This is a genomic window from Prosthecochloris sp., from assembly GCA_015482705.2.
Lineage (GTDB): Bacteria > Bacteroidota > Chlorobiia > Chlorobiales > Chlorobiaceae > Prosthecochloris.
This window is the reverse complement of sequence record JADMLA020000024.1, coordinates 75,726-95,077: the sequence shown is the minus strand read 5'-3', so window position 1 is coordinate 95,077 and position 19,352 is coordinate 75,726. Positions and strand designations below refer to the sequence as shown.

Annotated in this window: 18 protein-coding genes; 6 read left to right on the top strand and 12 right to left on the bottom strand. The window is 49.2% G+C overall.

The genetic code is table 11. The features are described 5' to 3' along the window. Positions 1 to 9 precede the first annotated feature (9 nt). Complete coding sequence (locus QZ209_RS06085) at positions 10 to 243, top strand: hypothetical protein (RefSeq protein ID WP_265371541.1); 234 nt, start codon at positions 10 to 12, stop codon at positions 241 to 243. 26 nt (positions 244 to 269) lie between these two features. Here the strand turns inward: QZ209_RS06085 and QZ209_RS06080 are convergent, their stop codons facing one another. Both QZ209_RS06080 and QZ209_RS06075 read right to left on the bottom strand, forming a co-directional pair. Further along, positions 270 to 557: a hypothetical protein gene (locus QZ209_RS06080; protein ID WP_294345759.1), complete on the bottom strand. Its 288-nt coding sequence runs from the start codon at positions 555 to 557 to the stop codon at positions 270 to 272. Positions 558 to 685: 128 nt separating this feature from the next. Further along, complete coding sequence (locus QZ209_RS06075; RefSeq protein WP_294345757.1) at positions 686 to 1,900, bottom strand: TRC40/GET3/ArsA family transport-energizing ATPase; 1,215 nt, start codon at positions 1,898 to 1,900, stop codon at positions 686 to 688. Between the two features lie 277 nt (positions 1,901 to 2,177). On the opposite strand from QZ209_RS06075, the gene QZ209_RS06070 reads away from it, so the two are divergent. Further along, positions 2,178 to 2,702 carry a septal ring lytic transglycosylase RlpA family protein gene (locus QZ209_RS06070; protein ID WP_294345755.1) on the top strand — a complete coding sequence of 175 codons (525 nt, stop codon included), beginning with the start codon at positions 2,178 to 2,180 and terminating at the stop codon, positions 2,700 to 2,702. A 71-nt stretch (positions 2,703 to 2,773) separates the two neighbouring features. On the opposite strand, the gene QZ209_RS06065 is transcribed toward QZ209_RS06070, so the two are convergent. The 3 genes from QZ209_RS06065 to QZ209_RS06055 form a co-directional block, all read right to left on the bottom strand. Then, positions 2,774 to 2,968, bottom strand: coding sequence for a CPXCG motif-containing cysteine-rich protein (locus tag QZ209_RS06065; RefSeq protein ID WP_294345750.1), 195 nt, complete (start codon positions 2,966 to 2,968; stop codon positions 2,774 to 2,776). Between the two features lie 60 nt (positions 2,969 to 3,028). Then, the gene (gene acpS / locus QZ209_RS06060; protein ID WP_294345748.1) at positions 3,029 to 3,400 is read right to left on the bottom strand and encodes a holo-ACP synthase; all 372 of its coding nucleotides are present in this window, start codon (positions 3,398 to 3,400) and stop codon (positions 3,029 to 3,031) included. A gap of 65 nt (positions 3,401 to 3,465) precedes the next feature. Beyond that, complete coding sequence (locus QZ209_RS06055; protein WP_294345746.1) at positions 3,466 to 4,986, bottom strand: hypothetical protein; 1,521 nt, start codon at positions 4,984 to 4,986, stop codon at positions 3,466 to 3,468. Between the two features lie 271 nt (positions 4,987 to 5,257). Here QZ209_RS06055 and QZ209_RS06050 point away from each other — a divergent pair, with 271 nt between their 5' ends. Beyond that, complete coding sequence (locus QZ209_RS06050) at positions 5,258 to 6,121, top strand: UbiA family prenyltransferase (protein ID WP_294345743.1); 864 nt, start codon at positions 5,258 to 5,260, stop codon at positions 6,119 to 6,121. On the opposite strand, the gene QZ209_RS06045 is transcribed toward QZ209_RS06050, so the two are convergent. From QZ209_RS06045 to QZ209_RS06030, 4 genes are all read right to left on the bottom strand, one after another. After that, complete coding sequence (locus tag QZ209_RS06045; protein ID WP_294345738.1) at positions 6,118 to 7,152, bottom strand: metal-dependent hydrolase; 1,035 nt, start codon at positions 7,150 to 7,152, stop codon at positions 6,118 to 6,120. The genes QZ209_RS06050 and QZ209_RS06045 overlap by 4 nt on opposite strands. Positions 7,153 to 7,363: 211 nt before the next feature. Further along, on the bottom strand, positions 7,364 to 8,482 hold the full coding sequence (gene rsgA, locus QZ209_RS06040; protein WP_294345770.1) for a ribosome small subunit-dependent GTPase A: 1,119 nt from the start codon (positions 8,480 to 8,482) through the stop codon (positions 7,364 to 7,366). Between the two features lie 451 nt (positions 8,483 to 8,933). Continuing rightward, positions 8,934 to 10,355, bottom strand: coding sequence for a tRNA uridine-5-carboxymethylaminomethyl(34) synthesis GTPase MnmE (mnmE, locus tag QZ209_RS06035; RefSeq protein ID WP_294345735.1), 1,422 nt, complete (start codon positions 10,353 to 10,355; stop codon positions 8,934 to 8,936). A 13-nt stretch (positions 10,356 to 10,368) separates the two neighbouring features. Then, positions 10,369 to 11,049: an SDR family NAD(P)-dependent oxidoreductase gene (locus QZ209_RS06030; protein ID WP_294345732.1), complete on the bottom strand. Its 681-nt coding sequence runs from the start codon at positions 11,047 to 11,049 to the stop codon at positions 10,369 to 10,371. Between the two features lie 218 nt (positions 11,050 to 11,267). On the opposite strand from QZ209_RS06030, the gene mazG reads away from it, so the two are divergent. From mazG to QZ209_RS06015, 3 genes are all read left to right on the top strand, one after another. Continuing rightward, the gene (gene mazG / locus QZ209_RS06025) at positions 11,268 to 12,089 is read left to right on the top strand and encodes a nucleoside triphosphate pyrophosphohydrolase (protein WP_294345729.1); all 822 of its coding nucleotides are present in this window, start codon (positions 11,268 to 11,270) and stop codon (positions 12,087 to 12,089) included. A gap of 227 nt (positions 12,090 to 12,316) precedes the next feature. Continuing rightward, the gene (locus tag QZ209_RS06020; protein WP_294345728.1) at positions 12,317 to 12,670 is read left to right on the top strand and encodes a hypothetical protein; all 354 of its coding nucleotides are present in this window, start codon (positions 12,317 to 12,319) and stop codon (positions 12,668 to 12,670) included. Positions 12,671 to 12,748: 78 nt separating this feature from the next. Beyond that, positions 12,749 to 12,937 carry a hypothetical protein gene (locus QZ209_RS06015; RefSeq protein WP_294345726.1) on the top strand — a complete coding sequence of 63 codons (189 nt, stop codon included), beginning with the start codon at positions 12,749 to 12,751 and terminating at the stop codon, positions 12,935 to 12,937. Positions 12,938 to 13,024: 87 nt separating this feature from the next. Here QZ209_RS06015 and QZ209_RS06010 read toward each other — a convergent pair whose 3' ends face one another. From QZ209_RS06010 to treS, 3 genes are all read right to left on the bottom strand, one after another. Continuing rightward, positions 13,025 to 15,676: a calcium-translocating P-type ATPase, SERCA-type gene (locus QZ209_RS06010; protein ID WP_294345724.1), complete on the bottom strand. Its 2,652-nt coding sequence runs from the start codon at positions 15,674 to 15,676 to the stop codon at positions 13,025 to 13,027. A gap of 132 nt (positions 15,677 to 15,808) precedes the next feature. After that, positions 15,809 to 15,991, bottom strand: coding sequence for a hypothetical protein (locus tag QZ209_RS06005; RefSeq protein ID WP_294345722.1), 183 nt, complete (start codon positions 15,989 to 15,991; stop codon positions 15,809 to 15,811). Between the two features lies 1 nt (position 15,992). Further along, positions 15,993 to 19,310 carry a maltose alpha-D-glucosyltransferase gene (gene treS, locus QZ209_RS06000; RefSeq protein ID WP_294345719.1) on the bottom strand — a complete coding sequence of 1,106 codons (3,318 nt, stop codon included), beginning with the start codon at positions 19,308 to 19,310 and terminating at the stop codon, positions 15,993 to 15,995. Positions 19,311 to 19,352 lie beyond the last annotated feature (42 nt).

Here is a 19,352-nt window from a genome sequence, read left to right as displayed (position 1 = left end):
TGAAGAACTATGGCGAATATACTTGTTGCAAGTTATTACAGCAGATGGGACCTCAACGAGCATAAAGGAAGGATCGCTCTGTATGATTCCAGCAATCAACTCATTGAAAACAGGGTTTTCAAGGATGCATCGGAGTTTCAGGTTGTCGTCAGCATGCTCCGAAATGAAAAACCACTGTGGTTCGACACTGAAGTACATCACCTGAAAACAGGCTCGGAACCTGTAGGCGAAGGTGAAGATTAAACGGAATACAGGTAACTCAAAGTATTTTATAACGCCTCGAGGTCTGGAAATCTTTTTCTGAATACAAGGTACGTGAGAAAACGTGCCTTGTGAAGATTTGGATCATCCTGCTCCAATCGATGTGTTTTTCCAGTCCGGGTGACAACATCGACTGTTTCATCATCATTGACCCCGACAACTTTCCAAAACTTGTCAACAACATAATGATACGTCTCTCCATGCTCAAGCGGATATACCTGCCTTGCCCGTGGTCCTGGACACGGGGAACATTTGGGTTTTCTGTATATAACCGGATCGCCTATCTGAAAAGACATTACGCTCTTCTCCTCCTCACCGTATGAAACGGTTAAATTTAACTGGGGGTATAGGTATACTGCATATTTAATATTTTAACAAGAACGACAATTAAAATCAACCCCCGGCGAAAAGAGACCATCTTTTATCAGTTTTTTTTACTTTTTTTGCCGGAGCTTTTGCCGTTTTCGCCTTCGAAGGTAATCCTCAGAAGCTCGCTCTCCATTTCGGCACCGACAGTCTTCAATGTAGCAAGCGCTTGGGGTAGCACAAGATTCCTGCGATGATTGCCAATCCGAATATTCAATTCATCGCCTTTTTTGCTGATTTGAACTTGATCCTTTTCTATTCCAGGTAAGGATATTTCAAGGGTATAGCCGTTTTTAACCTGTTCGACCCGCATCGGGTTTTCTTTATAGTAAACCTGAGAAGGATCCTCGTCACCATAGAGCAACTCCTTGAGTTTCTCGAGGGTTTCGAGTCCACATATTTCACGCGAATACAACGGCACCTCTTTTACAGGAAGAGGATTGAAATTTTCATAAATATCCTGGCGGTATGTTTTCTGGTTCTCCTTCCAGTACTGGAAATAAGGATCGGTAACTTCATCCGGAATAATCCTGTTGGCGATAATCAAATCGGTAGAAATATCGTACAAGCTGAGATAGGCGTGCGCCCTCAATGATTCATTGAGCACCATCCGCTCCGGATTGGTGACAAGTCTGACCGTTGTAATGGTATTGTCGGTCAGAATCTCACCCAGTCGTTCGATCTTCTGATGAAATTCATAGGGAACATCCATCATCTGCTTGTCAGGCAGCGAAAAACCGGCAATCGGTCTGAATATCGGTTCAACGATAGGCCGGAGCGTAACCGCAACCTTCTCCAGGGGTTTGTAAAAGCGACGCATATACCATCCGGTCACTTCGGGAACGCTCAGGAGCCGCAAAGCGGTACCAGTAGGAGCCGAATCGATAATCAGCACATCGTAGTTCCCCTCCTTGTGATGGCGAAATACCCTGACAAGCCCGAAAATTTCATCCGATCCCGGAAGAATCGCCAACTCTTCGGCCTGAACACCTTCAAGCCCCCGAGCCTGCAATACTTCGGTTATATATCGTTTCACCGATCCCCAGTTCTTTTCGAGTTCTTCGAGAACATCGAGTTCCGCACCCCAGAGGTTTCGACACACCTCTTTCGGTTTATGCCCCAGTTCGACATCAAAACTGTCTGCAAGGGAATGGGCCGGATCTGTACTCAACACCAGTGTCTTGTAACCCAACTCAGCACAGCGAAGCCCTGTAGCAGCGGCCATAGAGGTCTTTCCAACCCCGCCTTTTCCGGTCATCAGAATCAAACGCATACTGTTATCTCTTATTAAGTGCATGAATACGTGACAGATACATTGCACATCTAATAACCGTATTCATGCGACAATAGTTTACACAACACCTCTTCACCTCGAAATCCTCAACAACAGAACAGGCGAAAAATCTTTATCGATTTTGTTTTTACTTTTTTTTCTTTACGTTATATAATGCGTTGCATTGATTTTCAGGTATTTTTCGCAAAAAATACCATCTGTTCCCGACAAATGAACCAAGACTTAACCGGAACAGACTTAACCAAACAAAGATAATATGGTCGATACCAGACGAATCACTTTCGCCTTTCATACGTTATTAGCTTTTTTTCTCCTTATTCAGCTGACCGGCTGCCAGACAAGTGCAAATTATACCACCATACAAACCGGCATCTCTGCTATCCCGGCTCCATGTGACCTAAACAATCCGCTGCAGATACAACGTGATTCGCTTGCCGCGCCTGATGCAGAAAAAGAACTCGGCAAACTCTTCATGGTTACTGAAGGTAAAGCGTCATACTATGCCGATAGATTCCATGGGCGCCTTACAGCCAATGGCGAGCGTTTTAACATGCATGAATTGACCGCAGCTCACAAATCGCTGCCCTTCAATTCAATGGTTCGCGTTACCAACCTTTCCAACGGCAAAAAAGTCCTGGTAAGGATCAATGACCGTGGACCGTACATCGAAGGAAGAATCATCGACCTCTCACTCGAAGCCGCAAAGGAGATCGATTTGCTGCAAAAAGGTGTGACGAATGTACGCATTGAAGTTTACGAAGGCAATTCGAAAACCTCATAAGCTGTTGCAAAACCGCAATACTTTGTTCGCTCCCGTGCAACCACGGGAGTTTTTTATTTCAGTCATTCGCTTTACTCATTCTCGCGATGAACCTCGACAACAGGAGTCGCACCGTCTACCGACAAGATCCTGATCAACATCGGACTACAGCACACTTCACAATCTTCGACAAATTCTTCAGGGGGTTCGATCGAACAGTCGATAAGTTCATCATTCAAGGCACCGCAATAGGGACACTGAATGGTCACAGTCTTCATGCACTCCATAACGATCTCCTTCACTGTTTACCGTAAACGTGTCAAAAACCCTTTTCTGAAGAGGGTAGATCATAGATCGAGAAAAACGAATGCAACGGCATAATCACCGCTGTGCGACAAAGATAACCTGATGTTTTCACCTGCGACACCAAACGCTTTATCGAGCACCCGGAACGAAGGCTTACCATGTTCATCGTTGACGACTTCAACGCTTTTCCATGAAAATCCTCTCGACATACCGCTCCCGATCGCTTTCGACACAGCCTCTTTCGCAGCAAACCTCGCCGCAACACTCGACATCATATCCTTCTTTTTCCTGCAATAGCCGATCTCCCTCTCCGTCAGCACTCTCTCCAGAAACTGCTCGCCGTAGCGCTCATATGACAGCCTGATACGTCTTATATCGACAATATCGACTCCAACCTCACGACGGTCTGCCATTGCTCCCTTTTTGAATAAATCAGGATTCATAAGGGAAAAATACAACTCCTCGGAATTATTTCCCCCTAATGCAATAAAAAGCTGTTGAAGTTGTACGCAAGTGACAGGCCAAACACATCGGCTTTGAAATCTCCGTCGAAAGCGTCGATCCGCCCCACTGTTGCCAAAGCGGATAACGAGGGATGCAGATCATAGCCAAGCCCGACATTTCCCTGCCAGACCAATCCACCTCCGGTTGCAAGCCCGCCGCCGCCTGCTGCACCAAAAAGCCCCTCCGCATTGACAAATGCCTTGTCGACGATGTTTTTCCTCACCCCTAAACCAAGCAGCCCGGTCATATACGCTCCGGCATCACCGCCATAAGCGGCAAGCCCCTGACCGGTCAAATACCAGTTACGGTCGAGAAAACCATCGACCTGAATCCCTATGTTTTCGACATTCATGTCAGCCTGATGCGTTCGCCAGAGATCCGATGCCTTGAAATAAATTTGATTGACAAGGCGAAGTCTCATATTCGAAGGTTTTTCAGAATGCCTTCCGATACCTTTTTCATCGTTCGCAGGAGAACCCCCGGACCGATACCCGAGCTTCAAAGCAAGACTGGTCGCCTCGAATGACCCATCGGGAGCGGTGACATACGCCCCGGAAAGACCGGTAAAAAGACCAGACGTCAGATAATATCCGATACCGGCGGAAGCATCGAGCAGAAGACCTCCACCGGTATCGACATTCCCGCCGCCGCCACCACCTACGGAGGCATCGGCGTTAACAAAAAGATTACCGGCAACTGGTATCTGGGCACCGCCTCCGAGCAGAATCTGCATATACCCCCTGCTGTTTCCTCCGGCGGCACCCTCGGTTTCCAGTTTAGCGTACCAGCGATCATTAAGATAGGACCGCCACTCGATTCCGAGCAAGGTAAAATCTCTCTGAGCTGCACCGTTCAGCGTTTCTGCACCCGATACTGCATGCAAATCCCTGACAACAGCAGCAAGAGAGTTCGACCTTGAACTACTGTCCCTTTTCTGCGCCATCGCATCCGGATGGTCATCCGTCCATCCGTTTTCCATAGAGGCATAAAACGGCAAGGAAAGGGTGATGTAGGGCTGGGTCGACTCGATAGAACCACCGTTGGGGAACCGGACATAGCTTATCCCGGCAGACAACCTGCCGAGCGAACCGGTATCATAGGTCAACTGGGCATGAGGACGCAACATGAGACCTCCACCGCTCAGAGTATACCCGCCTCTCCCTCCACCTGCACCGATAAACACGCCTGACTCGAAAGCAATTCTTTCAGTGATGGGCAAGCAAAGGTTACCGTCTACACCAAGCGTAATAAATCCACCACGCTCCCCTTTGACAGCCATCCATGAACCCACACCCAAAGAAAAAAAGTCGCTGAAATTGTGGTATAGGCTCAACCCGACAACCCCCATTGTCTCATCTTCAGAAATCTCCCATTCCTCATATATGGCATTGAGATAACCATTGGAGGATGCTGAACACGCTGGTTTGACAGAAGATACTACTAGTAAAAAAACTGCAAGAAACAGCAATACCGAAAATCCCACAGGCCGAGTCATACTACAGAAATTATCCTTGTGGTTAACAAAGCCATGAAAAAAACAGGCAACCAGTATTTACGCTTATTTTTCGCATAACACAAAAAAACATTTCCAGACAAACAGATGCCACTTAGTCCGTTCGCTTCAAAGGCGACGAAGAGTAAGCCGGACAAACGCTTTGATTGTTGATTGGAGAAGAAAAAGAAACTTCTGCAAATAAGTTCTTATTTTGTCAGTATATCAACGAGACACGAAATACCACCAAAAATCCGGAAAGCAACAGCGAATCGTGCCCCAATACTTTTTCAGAAATAAACTTCATCTATCATTTCTTTCTGCGCTGGGCGCCGCGAGCTGGTCGATTTATTTCGATATTCCGGTAAATGGATGGACCCTTTTATGCGTCTTTCTCCTGACCTTTTCTATATATCAGGACAACCGGCTCACCGATGAAGCGGAAGATGCTACGAACGATCCCGAAGGGCTGAAGAACGCTCTCGAAAACCGAAAGCTCATCACCTACGTGACCTTCTACCCGCTCTCCGTCATTTGCCTCGTTATATCGTTCCAATTCGGACAGCCGGCCTTCTGGGCAACAGTGCTCGTAATCTTCATCGGGTATCTCTACAACCACAAGTGTCTTCCGTCCTTTCTCTCCGGAAATTTGAACGGTGCCCGGCGGCTGAAAGACATCTATATCGTAAAAAACCTCACCCCTCCGCTCGATTGGGCAACCGCTCTTGTCTTTCTGCCTTTGCTTTTCGAAGGTCGGCCACTTTCACTTATGGCGTGGATATGCTGGGGTTATGTGTTTATCTGCGCATTTTTTATAGAAGTGATGTGGGACATGCGCGACCACCGTGGCGATCTCTTGAGCGGTATCAAAACAATAGCCAACACCTTATCTTTTCCACAAACGAAACAGCTCCTCATCATCGCCAGCCTGATCTCCGGAACACTCATTTTTTATTTCACGTTCACCAACATTCTTCCGAACGTCACCTATTTTCTGCTGGCGAACAATGCAGCCGTAATCGTTATCGCGAGTATGTATAAAGAGAGACAGGAAGCGTTCATGCGAAAAATCAGTGACCTGACCATCCTCATGGCTACGATTCTTTTCCTTTCTTTCGCTTTGATAGCATCCTTTTAAAACTTACTCCTCTCGCGAGTATCCCCGGTCAACCTGGCCCATAACGTATCAATCGCCTTACGGCTTTCTTTAAGGCTGACTGATCGCTGCGGTAATGAATCGGAATCATCCGGTATCTCCCAGGCAAAAATGTACTGCCACTTTTCAGGAGGGTCGTTTGGATCGGTTCTCAGTTCCCCGAACCTGAGATCGGCCATAGTTATAACACCATCAATCTCTTCGGCCACCCAAAAACCATTTGAAAACCAATCCACCGCTTCAACATTGCGTTGACCCCGATATGGGGCAATCAGTGCTTCATTCCTCTGCACGGTCACAAACTCGATCTCTTCCTCCCCAGAATCTGCGACAACAGAGAAGTAACCTATCAGAATCCCGGAATCGGTGAGCGCTACATGCCGCCATAAGAGCGTGTTCATCGGAGTGGCGCCTGTGTAAGAAGCTTTCACCCCGATCTGTTTTGCCTCCAGCTGACGGCTGAACACCGAATCTGCGTATGCATGGGAGACAAGCGAAAAGAGAATGTATGCAGAGCTTACTGCCAGTCCCGCCCATGTGAATCTGTATCCATGCCCGGATCTGGAAAATGCTGCCGCTATAATACCCAGCAACAGTGGTCCAGTGTAAAGCGGATCGATGATAAATAAGTTGCCGAGGCTGAAACCAAATCGTGAAAACGGTGCAAGCAACTGGGTTCCGTAACTATTGAAATAGTCTATCAGCACATGGGTTGCCAGTATCAGTACCATTCCCGCCATGGCCCGTTGAGGAGAGATCTTTATTTTCCATCTGGCGCTGCACAACAGCGCGCCGAGCAATGCGCCGCCAATCAGAACAAAAAAGATCGAATGGGACTCGCCCCGGTGCCAGTAAAGCTGCTGAACATCATCGAGGAGGGGAAAGAAAACAACATCCAGATCGGGCAGCGTACCGAAAAAAGCCCCCCAAAGAAAAGCTTTTCGACCTAACGGCTTATGCCACGCGGCATGAGCAACCGCTGCACCAAGAGCCGCTTGCGTAATCGAGTCCATGTTGTGGAATTGGAAAAAAGAATCCGAGCTTTACCGATTTTACCATTGATCAGTATAGACAAGAAGACAAAATAAATCCTAATGGAAAAATGCTGATTTCCGTCCAAGATCGCGGTTATCCCGGAGGAGAGAAGTGCTTGTAACTATTTCTATTATCGAACGTTAATCATGTATTACAATCCATACTTTTAAAGCTAATAAACAACTTCCCCTATCTTAACTTCTTCTGTTTTTTCACGGACTTGACCATTTTTCCGAATGCACGGTCTTTCCGGCGTTTTTCGTAGTATGACATCTCGTTATAGGCTGCCTCGCGCTGCATAGCGACGTAGTTTTCGTAGCGCTGCTCGGAAAGTTCTCCACGTTCAATCGCCGCCCGGACTGCACAGCCTTTTTCATTGGTATGAGAGCAATCGTTGAACTTGCATTGACGCTCGAGTTCCGCAATTTCGGAAAACGTCTCACCGATTCCAGTCTCGATAAAGAGATTGCCTAATTCGCGCATACCGGGAGTATCGATAACAAGAGCGCCTGAGGGTAACCGTATCAACTCTCGATGCGTGGTGGTGTGTCTGCCTCTACTGTCTTTTTCCCGAACAGGCTGCGTCGCGGCCTCATTACGCCCTAAAAGCCGATTGAGCAAGGTCGATTTGCCAACTCCTGAGGAACCCACCAGACAATAGGTCCTGCGAGGCTTCATCAATGCCTCGATTTGTTCTACATGTGCGCCGTTTTCGCTGCTGAACGCAATCACATCGAGCCCTGCGACCAAATCGCCGATACTCGCAAGCTTCTGTTCCACTTCTTCGGGAGAAAATAGATCGGACTTGCTGAACAGCACAACGGGTACGATCCCGCTCTCGTGAATCATCACAAGATATCGCTCGAGGCGCCTCGGATTGAAATTGTCGTCGAGAGACTGAAGGACAAACGCTACATCGATGTTTGCACCGATCAACTGATAATCGATGTTCTTGCCGACACTTTTGCGTCTCAAGAGACTTTTCCGTGGAATGAGTTCATGAATAACAGCGTGGGTGTCATCATCGAAGAAGTCTGCACGAACCCAATCCCCTACTGTCGGCAGGTCTACTGCGGATTCCGCTCCATAATGAAACCTGCCCGTCAACTCGGCAAACACGTCTATACGCCCATTTGAAATGACGAAACGGTCTTTATGAACCGCGACGACGCGCGCTGAAGAAAACGCTGCCGCCGACTCTATCGGGGCCGGCGACAACTCGTCGTAACCGAGTTCCCGAATACCGTCCGATTCGCTGAAAATGTCACTATCCTCCACAACCATTATACTCTCATCCGTCTTCGTCACTAACGCCAACTGACCGTTCTTGAATCCAAAGAATTACATCGAGTCGATCAATAATACATATACCAGCCGCGATGCATCCGTACCGAATATATTCAATTTCTCGAGACTTTCGAGTCAGGTTTTATTTGATCGCTACGGCTAAAAATCCTTGTTGCCGATTCAGGCTTGGATGTATTTCCGGTTGAGCTTGCTTATCGATCAAACAGCTCGTAGAGGCGCAATCGACCTCTACCGAAGAAAAAAGCAAAACAGGTGCATATATACAAAGCAGAATTACCTATCGAGCCGATGAACACCCGAGCATTATTCGTCGAACCAGCACTACCTCACAGACACATCTGGATTTATGAAAACCGGCGATGCTCACCTGTTGTCTCGAAAATTCCATACGACGTCATGGGCTTCTCAATGGTGAAAACTCTGCTTGGATACCCCTGCTGCTTCAGATACTTCACTTCCCGATACAGAATTGACCGAAAATGACATTGAGGACTTCCTCGTTGACCACTTTCCCGGTGATCTCGCCGACGTAATCGAGGGCTGAGCGGAGTTCGAAAGCTATGAGCTCGGTTTCCGATCGTGCTTCGATCAGTTCATGAGCGTTCTGCAGGGCATCGGCAGCGTTGCGCAGGGCTTCGTAGTGACGCATGCTGGTGACGAGCACGCTCGCGTCGTGCAGCTTGTCCAGCCCCTCGACCATCATGTTCATCTCGGCTTTCAGAACATCGAGGCCGTCCTGTTTCAGAGCAGAAATACCAAGCACCTTGCACCCGGTCTTTTCCGAAACAATATCCATCCGCTTCACGCTGTCTTCAGTGGTGTCCGTCTTGTTCGCTATGATCAGGAGCTTTCCGTCAGGGTGCTTCTCCCGAAGCTCGGTAACAGCCGGCACCTCCTGCTCATAATCTGAAGAACCGATATCCATCAGGTAGAGGATCAGGTCGGCCTCGGCGATTTTTTCGTAACTGCGCCGGATACCTTCATGCTCGATTTCCTCTTCTGTATCGCGAAGCCCTGCCGTATCGGTAAGCCGGAACATGGTTTTATCGTAAATGAAACACTCCTCGATATAGTCCCTCGTGGTACCCGGCATATGGCTGACGATCGCCCGCTCTTCACCAAGCAAGACGTTAAGCAACGTCGATTTGCCGGCGTTGGGTTTGCCGATGATGGCGGTTGCCACACCTTCGCTCAGCAATCTGCCATGCTGATAGGAGTCAACGAGTTGCTCGACTTCACGCTGTAGCATCTCGATCTGTCCTGACAGCTCCTCGCGGCTCTGGAATTCAACGTCCTCTTCACTGAAATCGAGCTCGAGTTCCAGCAAAGCAAAGGATTGCAGCAGTTGTTCCCGCAAGGCACCGAGTTTCCCGGAAAGCCCTCCCTTCATCTGGTTGACCGCGGTTCGATAGGCCGATTCCGAACGGGCGTGGATCATCTCTCCGATCGCTTCGGCCTGCAGAAGATCGATCCTTCCGTTCAGAAACGCACGGCGGGTAAATTCGCCCGGCTCTGCAAGCCTGCAGCCGCTATCGAGCAGAAGCTTCAATACCTGCTGTGTCACCACCGGTCCGCCGTGACAGGTGATTTCAACCATATCCTCGACCGTGAACGAATCGGGTGACCGGAACACCAGCACGATAACTTCATCGATCATCCGGTCCCCGTCATGCAACTTTCCGAAGTGAGCGGTATACCCTGGTGAGTCGGCCAGTGACGTTTCGGGCGAACGGACTTTGGAAAAAACCTTGTCGGCAATAGAAAAAACTCCCTCACCGCTCATTCTCACAACAGCAAGCGCACCAACCCCCACCGGTGTTGCTATGGCGGCAATCGGCTCACTCTGAGCGACGAGAGACAATGGTTCACTCATAACGATAATTATATCAATCCAGTTTAATCGGCCTTACCTGTATTTCATCCGGCAGCATCGCATCGGGAAGCTCGATCAGGGAAACAATGAGCGCGGCAAGTTCCTGAGATTTCATCAGCTGTTCCGGATCGACCCCGTCACCCCTGTAAAACTCCGTGTCGGTCAAACCCGGATTCACCGAGCAGACCCGGATGCCGTAGTCGCGCAGTTCCTCCATAACCGCTTGTGAAAAACCGTTGACGCCGAATTTCGATGCACAATATGCAGAGCCACCCCTGAACCCTTTTTTTCCGGCAATAGACGAAACGTTTACGATCGTGCCACCCTGAACAGCTTTCATACCCGGCACCACCCTTCGCGTACAGAGAAAGGTTGCCGTAAGATTGGTTGCAATGAGTCTAACCCACGTTTCCGGCAAGATGGTTTCAACATCCCCGAACACCCCGAAACCCGCATTGTTCACCAGCAGATCAACCCGATCATGGCGGCTGAAGATGGTGTCGAATGAACGATCGATATCCTCCTGTCGTGTCACATCGGTCTGCAACCAGGTAAAATCCTCGGCATCCACTATTGTCCTGCGGCGGCTGAAACCGTACACAACACAACCCTTTTGAGTGAGCAGCCCGCAAAGATCGAAACCGATTCCCGAACTCGAACCCGTCACCACTGCAACCTTGCCTTTCAGATCCATGACATCATTGTTTTTCAGAGAAATGCTTTTTTACAAAACACCTATGATTTGCAGCGAGCAGCTCCACCATTCTTTCACAGAGCGAACTGTAACCGGGGAACGGAGCGAATTGATAGAAACCGCCTGCTCAAAAGTACTGAAAATCATCGATAAAATGGTAACTTTGCCACGACACCGAGCCTCCTCGAGCATACGAATAACACTTTTGGATCATCACCATGGAACCATCTCAAGAGCGGGATATAACACATCTCAGAAACGAGGTCCTCAATGAAAAAGGCAGTACCCTGCAGGAAAAGTTCGATCGGGTCATCAATCTGGTAAAAGTGCTCCGTTCCGAATGCCCATGGGACCGCAAACAAACCCCGGAATCGTTGTCACATCTCCTGCTTGAAGAAAGCTACGAACTGATCCATGCCATCGATGAAAACGACGACCGGGAACTGCAGAAAGAACTTGGTGACCTGTTCCTCCATGTCGCCTTTCAGGTGCTGATGGCGGAAGAAACCGGCAAGTTCACTTTTTCCGAAGTGTTCGACGCTCTTTGCGACAAGCTCATCAACCGACATCCCCATGTTTTCGGAGAGACCGTCGCCGACAATGAACAGGAGGTACTGAAAAACTGGGAATCCCTCAAACTGAAAGAAAAAGGGCGCAGAAGCCTTCTCGACGGTGTTCCAAAGGCAATGTCAGAACTGCTCCGGGCCTACCGGGTGCAGAAAAAAGTAGCCGGTATCGGCTTCGACTGGAGTAGCGATGAAAACGTACTCGACAAACTCCTCGAAGAAATCGAAGAATTGAGAAATGCCCGAAGCAAAGAAGAAAAAGAGGAGGAGTTCGGAGATATTCTCTTCACTATCGTCAACTACAGCCGCTTTATCGGAGTAAATCCCGAAGACTCTTTGCGTAAATCGACAAACAAGTTCATGAAACGCTTCATAACCCTCGAAGGACTGGTCAACCAATCGGGAAGAAGCTGGCGGGAACACACCTCGGAAGAGTTGGATACATTGTGGGAACAGGTGAAAAGAGAGCAGTAGTAGAGACTCTTCATTTCGATATGATCCCAAGCTTTTAAGCCGAGAACTTCTTTCACCCCGACAATCCCTGTTTCCTGAAGGCAGCCGTCGAACAGAATTGACAGTGAAACAGGAACGCTATAGCTGCCGGAAACGGTAGAAATGATTTATATTATTGTACTTACAATGCATTGGAACAGGAAGGTTCACTACCTTCGAGACCGATAACTCGACCAACCCGTTTTCGTATGAAACATCCGGTCTTACAAAACACGGCGTTCCCCTCTCTCACCCTGTTGTTCACAGTTTTGCTGTTGCTTTTCACTCTGCAGCAGAACGCCCTTACACAGACAGACTCATTTCAGTCGAAGCTCAAGCTCAAAAAAAACACTGTTTTACAAGAGGCTGAACGATCGAAACCTTCCGGCAGTCTGCTCCCGAAATCCTCAACCACGGTTTGCCTGTGGGATGGAAGGGGTGAATTCGGCAAGGAGCACTTTCAGTGCCTGCCGGAAGTCCGTGTTCACATAGGGAATGCTTCGGCAGGAACGTGCAGATTCTCGTTAAACGATAATATCGAGGCAGCTTTCTTATTCCAGTAAATACTACCTACATTTCAAGAAAACACGGTTCATTACCGACCCGGATACAAGCAAAACCAAGTTACAAGGAGCACCACAATGCAATCAGCAAAATTTTCGGAAATAAGAAAGGAGCTTCAGATAGACGATGAAACCGTCTATTATTATGCCGTCGATAACAAGGGAACCGTCATTCTGCGAAAGAAAACCGATGATTACGATTTGGGGCGCAAGGATATCAGCGCCGCTGCATCGGAGGATTTCCTCGAAAATCGGTTAGACCTTTGAATTGTGCTCAGCACTCTTCCTTGTCTTGACAGCTGAGAGATGTTTCTGAGGTAGCAGCATTTCAATTCCTGCTTTTTATCTATCTATTCATCGCCATACCCCCGCTTGGCGTTGCTTGACGACTGTTTTGAAGATACTATCGGCAAGAATCAGCACTGCGCTCACCCCCAGTATTATCCCCCAGTCAGCAATTCCCAGCGGTACCGAGTGAAAAACGTGATTCAGGGGCGAATAAAGAACCACGAGATGCAGAACTAAGGAAAAAGCAACCGCTCCTGTCAGCCAGGGATTGGAAAAAGCCTTGAGGGTGAAAATGTTTTCCGTTTCGGATTTGGCATGAAAAGCGTTGACCATTTCAAGGATGACCAGCGAAGTAAACGCCATGGTCGAGGCATAGAGATAGTCCGGGCTGGCGCTATCGAGAGCTTCACCCCAGCTCCAGCCCGTAGAATAGAGCGCATTGATGTACAGCCCCAGACAACCGGCCGTAATGACAAAACACACCACCACAAGCCGGATGATCATCAGCCTGTCGACAATAAAAGACAATCTGGCGACAGGAGGGCGTCTCATGATATTCGGCGCTTTCGGTTCGAATCCGAGAGCAAGCGCGGGCAATCCATCCGTTACGAGGTTGATCCAGAGTATCTGGATTGCCACGAGGGGAAGCTTGAGCCCCACAAGAACAGCAAGAATTATGATCATCACCTCGCTTATGTTACCTGCGAGAAGAGAGAAAACGAACTTTCTGAGATTATCGAAGATCGCCCTCCCCTCTTCGACGGCTTTGACAATCGATGCGAAATTATCGTCGGTCAATACCATTGTCGATGCTTCTCGCGCAACGTCCGTCCCGCCCCGCCCCATCGCAACGCCTATATCTGCCTGCTTGAGAGCAGGGGCATCATTGACACCGTCACCGGTCATGGCGACAACATGATCTTTTTTCTGCAATGCCTCGACGATATTGATCTTCTGTTCCGGGCTGACACGCGCAAAAATCGACACGTCCTCGACAACCTCACCGATATCGTCAATTTCCTCGAGATCCGCACCTGTCATTGCACGCCCGGTTATGCCCAGTTCACGGCCTATAGCCTCTGCCGTCAGCTTCTGGTCTCCGGTAATCATAACAACCTTGATCCCGGCACTGCGGCATCGAGCAACGGCATCGATCACCTCCTGTCTCGGAGGATCGTTCATCGCCTGGAGCCCGGCAAAAACCAGATTATTTTCGGTAAAATCATCACGACTGTGCACTCTTTTCCACGCAAAACCGAGCACCCGCAAGGCGTTTTGCGCAAAAGCTTCGTTTTTCTGCAGAATATCCCGGTAAAGCGCATCATCGAGAGGGACCTCCTGATTGTTCATCATCACATGCGTACACTGCATCAACAGCACATCCGGTGCACCTTTCGTATACATCACCATCCCTGCGCCTGAAACATCATGCAGGGTGGACATCATCTTGCGCTCCGAGTCGAAACCTATCTCGTCAATGCGCGGATATCTCCCCTGGAGTTCAAGAGAATCAAGACCGTGCTGTTTTGCCGAAAGCAGGAGTGCCGCTTCCGTCGGATCACCGAAAATTCCACCGTCAGGATCGGGCCGCGCGTCGTTACAGAGAGCACCTATTCTGAAAAGCAGTTCAAGATCTTGTGCACCGGCTGCTTCCGACGGATTGCCTTCTCCCACCTCGAGTTCCGACCCATCGGCATAGATTTTCCTGACACTCATACGGTTGACCGTCATGGTCCCTGTTTTATCCGAACAGATAACCGACGAAGACCCCAGCGTTTCAATTGCCGGAAGGTGACGCACGATCGCATTCTTTTTCACCATGCGCTGTACTCCCTTCGCAAGCGTGAGGGCCACTACGGCTGGAAGGCCTTCGGGTATGGCGGCAACAGCGAGGCTGAGCGCAGTTTTGAAGGTTTCGAGCAAATCCTCGCCTGACAACCAGGTAAGCAGAAACATCAGTACTGCAGCAACGATGACGATAAGAGCGAGACGGCGTGAAAAACGGTTGATTTTTTTCTGCAACGGACTACGGCGCCCGTCTTTCTCATCTGCAAGAAGCTCGGCAATCCTGCCAAGCTCGGTTTCCATCCCGGTTCCGGTAACGACCGCCATAGCTCGTCCCTTTGCGACGATCGTCCCCGAATAAACCATGTTGAAGCGTTCGGCAAGCGGAGCTTCAGGCGAAACCTCTTCAGTTGTCTTGTTTACCGGCGTAGACTCACCGGTGAGCATCGATTCCTGGGACTCCAGATTCATAAGCTCCAGCAGACGCGCGTCTGCAGGAATACGATCACCTGTTTCAAGCAGAATAATATCTCCGGGAACCAACAGGCGTGTTTCGAGCTTGACGACATGCCCGTCACGCAGCACCTTGGCCTTCAAACCCGAGATTCTTTTCAGGGCTTCAAGAGCTTTTTCCGCCCGGAACTCCTGCAGAAATCCGATGACGCTGTTGGCGACAAGAATAAAACCGATGACCACGCTTTCGAGAACGTCACCGAGTAAAAGGGAAATAAGAACGGCAACGATCAGTAACCAGACAAGAACACTTTGGAACTGCTGACGGAAAATCGCCCATACCGAAATCTTTTCCTCTTCCCTGAGCCGGTTCTCGCCATATCGCTTCAACCTTCGGGCGGCTTCTTCGGACGTCAACCCATCTGGCGTCACCTGCAGTTTTTGGAGAATCTTTTCCGCGCTTTCAGAAAATGTTTCCATAGTCCTGTAATGGAATCTATTCTATTGAACACTCATGCCTCCACGCAAAATCAACCGATATGTCAATACACGGTAACGAGCGGTAAGAGCTCCACGACAATCGATCTCCATGCATACGTTTCAAGCAGAGAGTCATGCTGCACTCGATGCGGCATCCACACTGACTTTCATTGGAAGATGCATCCCCGGGTCAAGCCCGAGGATGACGACAGAAAGACTTATTATTGGACTAACGAGACAGCCTCGTGAATATTTCTGTCCCGGCTCCGCCGGGATCGGTAACGTCACCAGATCCCGGAATACCTGTATTGGCACATTACGACTCCAACAGCCTGTGCAATCCCTTGAGCGCTATACCAACCCACTCTGGACGATTGTTCAGCTCATAGTTCAACTCGTAAATAGCCTTGTCCATAAGGTACGCGCGAAGCAGCATGGACTGCTGTTGCTGGTTTTTCGGAATCAAACCCTTGCCTTTGATCTGCTGTGCATACATCTCATAGAAATGTTCTCCCACATAGAAGCTCCATAGTTCAGCCCATTGCTCGAGATACTCGACATCTTCCGGCCTGATCGACTTGTCGTTTATCAGCACATTGAAGGCTGCATAATGGAACGAGCGAATCATCCCGGCAAGATCCCTGAAAACCGAGCGTTTGAGACGTCGTTCACTCAGTGACCTCGCGGGCTCTCCTTCGAAGTCGATGATAATGAAATCCTTACCGGTAAACAGTACCTGACCCAGATGGTAGTCACCGTGAATTCTTATCTTTCCGCCATCTATTTTTCCCTGCTTTATATGGGAAAGCTGCTGCAGGATAGCCTGTTCGCTCTCGAGTATCTCTTCAGCCAGTTCCTGATGCTCGACGGCGATTTTTCTCCTCTGTTGTTTCAACATCACCATCCCCCTCTTCACCTGCTCGCGCATCGACTGGTAAATGGAACGCTGGTAAAGCGTTGTAAAGGGTTCCGGTGCGAAGTCATCTCCAAGCCGTTTCGAAGCAAGCGCTTTATGCATACCTGCCGTTCTTTCGGCAAGCTTCTTGACCATTTCAAGATACACCTCACCGATAAGCTCATGCATGATCGCAGGCATCGGTACTTTATTTCCTCCGGAAACCGGAAGTTCCGGAACCGTTTCGATAAGGTGCTGTTTTGCAAGCACATCTCCATAGTAGCGGTGCACGAAGTTCAGAGTGACTTTCCAGGCGTCTCCCTGATTGGGCACAAAATTCTGTAATACAGCCAGAGAGCACTGCTCCCTTCTGTTTTTAGTGTAATTGAGCGTACCGAGGTACAACGGCACACTATCGAACGTTGTATTTTCGGTCAGTACACGGCAAATTTCAACTTCGGGCGAAACACCTGAAGAGATCTTCCTGTAGAGTTTCAAACAGAGTGAGTCATCGTACATTATGGACGTATTGCTCTGTTCGGCACCGAACAATGTGGAGTCGATTTCATCAACCGCTCCCCCGGCAAGAAAACCATCGAGTTTCGCTCCCCGCAACGAGGTTATTTTTCCAGCGTTGCCTTTGAGATCGGACTGCCCGACAATCATGTCCAGCAACACCTTATGGAAATCCTCCTGCCAGGCCGCATCACACAGATATCCCTCCTGCTCACCGACCTTGACTTTGACGATGACCCGCTTCGAGAAGTTTTCATCTTCCTGATCTATCTGTTCGGCAGGAACGTAGGATACAGGAAGTTGATAGAGCTCGTTCGGACCGCTTGGGTAGCGAACTTCGACAATCAGGTAACGTATATTGTCATGCCCCCTGACCTCGATGTTCTCGTTTATTGCAACCCTGACTATTTTGCGTGCCTTCCCTCCGAACCAACGGCAGTTTCGGATATACTTCGGCAGAATCCTGGTCTCGATACGTTCGAGATATTTCCCCCGAAAAAGGTCCTTCCAGTGAGACACCTTCGCAAAGGTGTGTTCGAGATAGGGGCGATCCTCGATCTCCTCATGGCTTTCAACAAGCCTGAACCAGAAATACCCGTAAGGCCCGAGCGTAATGGTGTATGGTGTCGATCTGATACGGGGAAAATAACTGAGGCTGAACACCTCTTCGGGTACGAATCCCTCGTATTCAGAAAGATCGATATTCACCGCCTGAGGGCTCTTGGAAAGGTTGATGATGCAAAGCATGGTCTCGTCCTCATAGCTCCTGGTAAATATCAGTGCCTGAGGATTTTCGGCATGGATGAACCCTACATCTCCTCGACTGAACGCCTTGTAACGGCGCGCTATCACGAGCATATGCCTCATCCACCACAAGAGAGAGTTGATGTTGCCTTCCTGGACTTCGACGTTGACCGCTTCGTAATGGTATTCCGGGTCGATGATCACCGGAAGCTGTAACTGCTGGGGATTGGCTCTCGAAAAACCGGCATTTCGGTCACTGTTCCACTGCATGGGAGTCCTCACACCGTCACGATCACCAAGATAGTAGTTGTCACCCATGCCGATCTCATCGCCGTAATACAACACCGGTGTACCCGGAAGCGAGAGCAGCATGATGTTCATAAGCTCTACCTTGCCGCGGTTGCTCGACATAAGCGGGGCGAGACGACGCCTTATCCCGAGATTGATTCTCGCCCTCGGATCGTTTGCGTAAACGCGGCGCATATAGTCACGCTCTTCATCGGTAACCATTTCGAGGGTCAGTTCATCATGATTGCGCAGAAAAGAGGCCCACTGACAGCTTTCAGGTATTTCCGGGGTCTGTTCGAGGATATCGATAATAGGAAACCGGTCTTCCATTTCAAGCGCCATGAACATCCTCGGCATAAGAGGAAAATGAAAGTTCATGTGGCACTCGTCACCTTCTCCGAAATATTCCGCCGCGTCTTCCGGCCACTGATTCGCCTCGGCGAGCAACATGCGATTCGGAAACTTCCTATCGACATGGTTGCGTAACCTTTTTAGAAATTCATGGGTACGGGAAAGGTTTTCACAGTTGGTCCCCTCTTCTTCATAGAGATAGGGGACCGCATCGAGACGCAGTCCGTCAACCCCCATCTCCAGCCAGAAGTCCAGCACCTTGTAGATTGCTTTTTCAACAGCGGGATTCTCAAAATTCAAATCGGGTTGATGGTGGTAGAAACGATGCCAGTAATACTCTTCGGCAACATTGTCATAACTCCAGTTCGAAGCCTCGAAGTCCTGAAAAATGATCCGCGCATCAGCATATTTTCCGGGATCTTTGCTCCATACGTAGAAATTCCTTTCGACCGAACCAGGCTTGGCTTTACGGGAGCGCTGGAACCATGCGTGCTGATCCGATGTATGATTGATGACCAGCTCGGTAATCACCTTCAACCCCCGTTCATGAGCTTCATCGAGAAACAATTTGAAATCCTCGATGGTACCGTAATCCGGATTGACCTCCATGTAATCGGCGATATCATAGCCGTCATCCTTTAACGGTGACGGGTAAAACGGCAGTAGCCAGATCGCGGTAATACCGAGGCTTTCCAGGTAAGGTAACTTCTGGCGCAATCCTTCGAAGTCGCCGATACCGTCATTGTTGCTGTCATGAAAAGTCTTCACGTGCGCCTCGTAAATAATGGCGTCTTTGTACCAGAGTGGCTCGGGCTGATATGCGTCAGAAACTCGCGGCATAAAGTTTGGCAATGATAATTTGAGAGATAATTTCGAAACCGC

Bases quoted from the DNA above. Each gene is read 5' to 3' on its own strand.
- QZ209_RS06010 (WP_294345724.1), bottom strand. From the start codon at position 15,676: ATGGAAACATTTTCTGAAAGCGCGGAAAAGATTCTCCAAAAACTGCAG.
- QZ209_RS06045 (WP_294345738.1), bottom strand. From the start codon at position 7,152: ATGGACTCGATTACGCAAGCGGCTCTTGGTGCAGCGGTTGCTCATGCC.
- QZ209_RS06065 (WP_294345750.1), bottom strand. From the start codon at position 2,968: ATGGAGTGCATGAAGACTGTGACCATTCAGTGTCCCTATTGCGGTGCC.
- QZ209_RS06015 (WP_294345726.1), top strand. From the start codon at position 12,749: ATGCAATCAGCAAAATTTTCGGAAATAAGAAAGGAGCTTCAGATAGAC.
- treS (WP_294345719.1), bottom strand. From the start codon at position 19,310: ATGCCGCGAGTTTCTGACGCATATCAGCCCGAGCCACTCTGGTACAAA.
- QZ209_RS06055 (WP_294345746.1), bottom strand. From the start codon at position 4,986: ATGACTCGGCCTGTGGGATTTTCGGTATTGCTGTTTCTTGCAGTTTTT.
- acpS (WP_294345748.1), bottom strand. From the start codon at position 3,400: ATGGCAGACCGTCGTGAGGTTGGAGTCGATATTGTCGATATAAGACGT.
- mazG (WP_294345729.1), top strand. From the start codon at position 11,268: ATGGAACCATCTCAAGAGCGGGATATAACACATCTCAGAAACGAGGTC.
- QZ209_RS06080 (WP_294345759.1), bottom strand. From the start codon at position 557: ATGTCTTTTCAGATAGGCGATCCGGTTATATACAGAAAACCCAAATGT.
- QZ209_RS06030 (WP_294345732.1), bottom strand. From the start codon at position 11,049: ATGGATCTGAAAGGCAAGGTTGCAGTGGTGACGGGTTCGAGTTCGGGA.
- QZ209_RS06070 (WP_294345755.1), top strand. From the start codon at position 2,178: ATGGTCGATACCAGACGAATCACTTTCGCCTTTCATACGTTATTAGCT.
- QZ209_RS06085 (WP_265371541.1), top strand. From the start codon at position 10: ATGGCGAATATACTTGTTGCAAGTTATTACAGCAGATGGGACCTCAAC.
- QZ209_RS06075 (WP_294345757.1), bottom strand. From the start codon at position 1,900: ATGCGTTTGATTCTGATGACCGGAAAAGGCGGGGTTGGAAAGACCTCT.
- QZ209_RS06020 (WP_294345728.1), top strand. From the start codon at position 12,317: ATGAAACATCCGGTCTTACAAAACACGGCGTTCCCCTCTCTCACCCTG.
- mnmE (WP_294345735.1), bottom strand. From the start codon at position 10,355: ATGAGTGAACCATTGTCTCTCGTCGCTCAGAGTGAGCCGATTGCCGCC.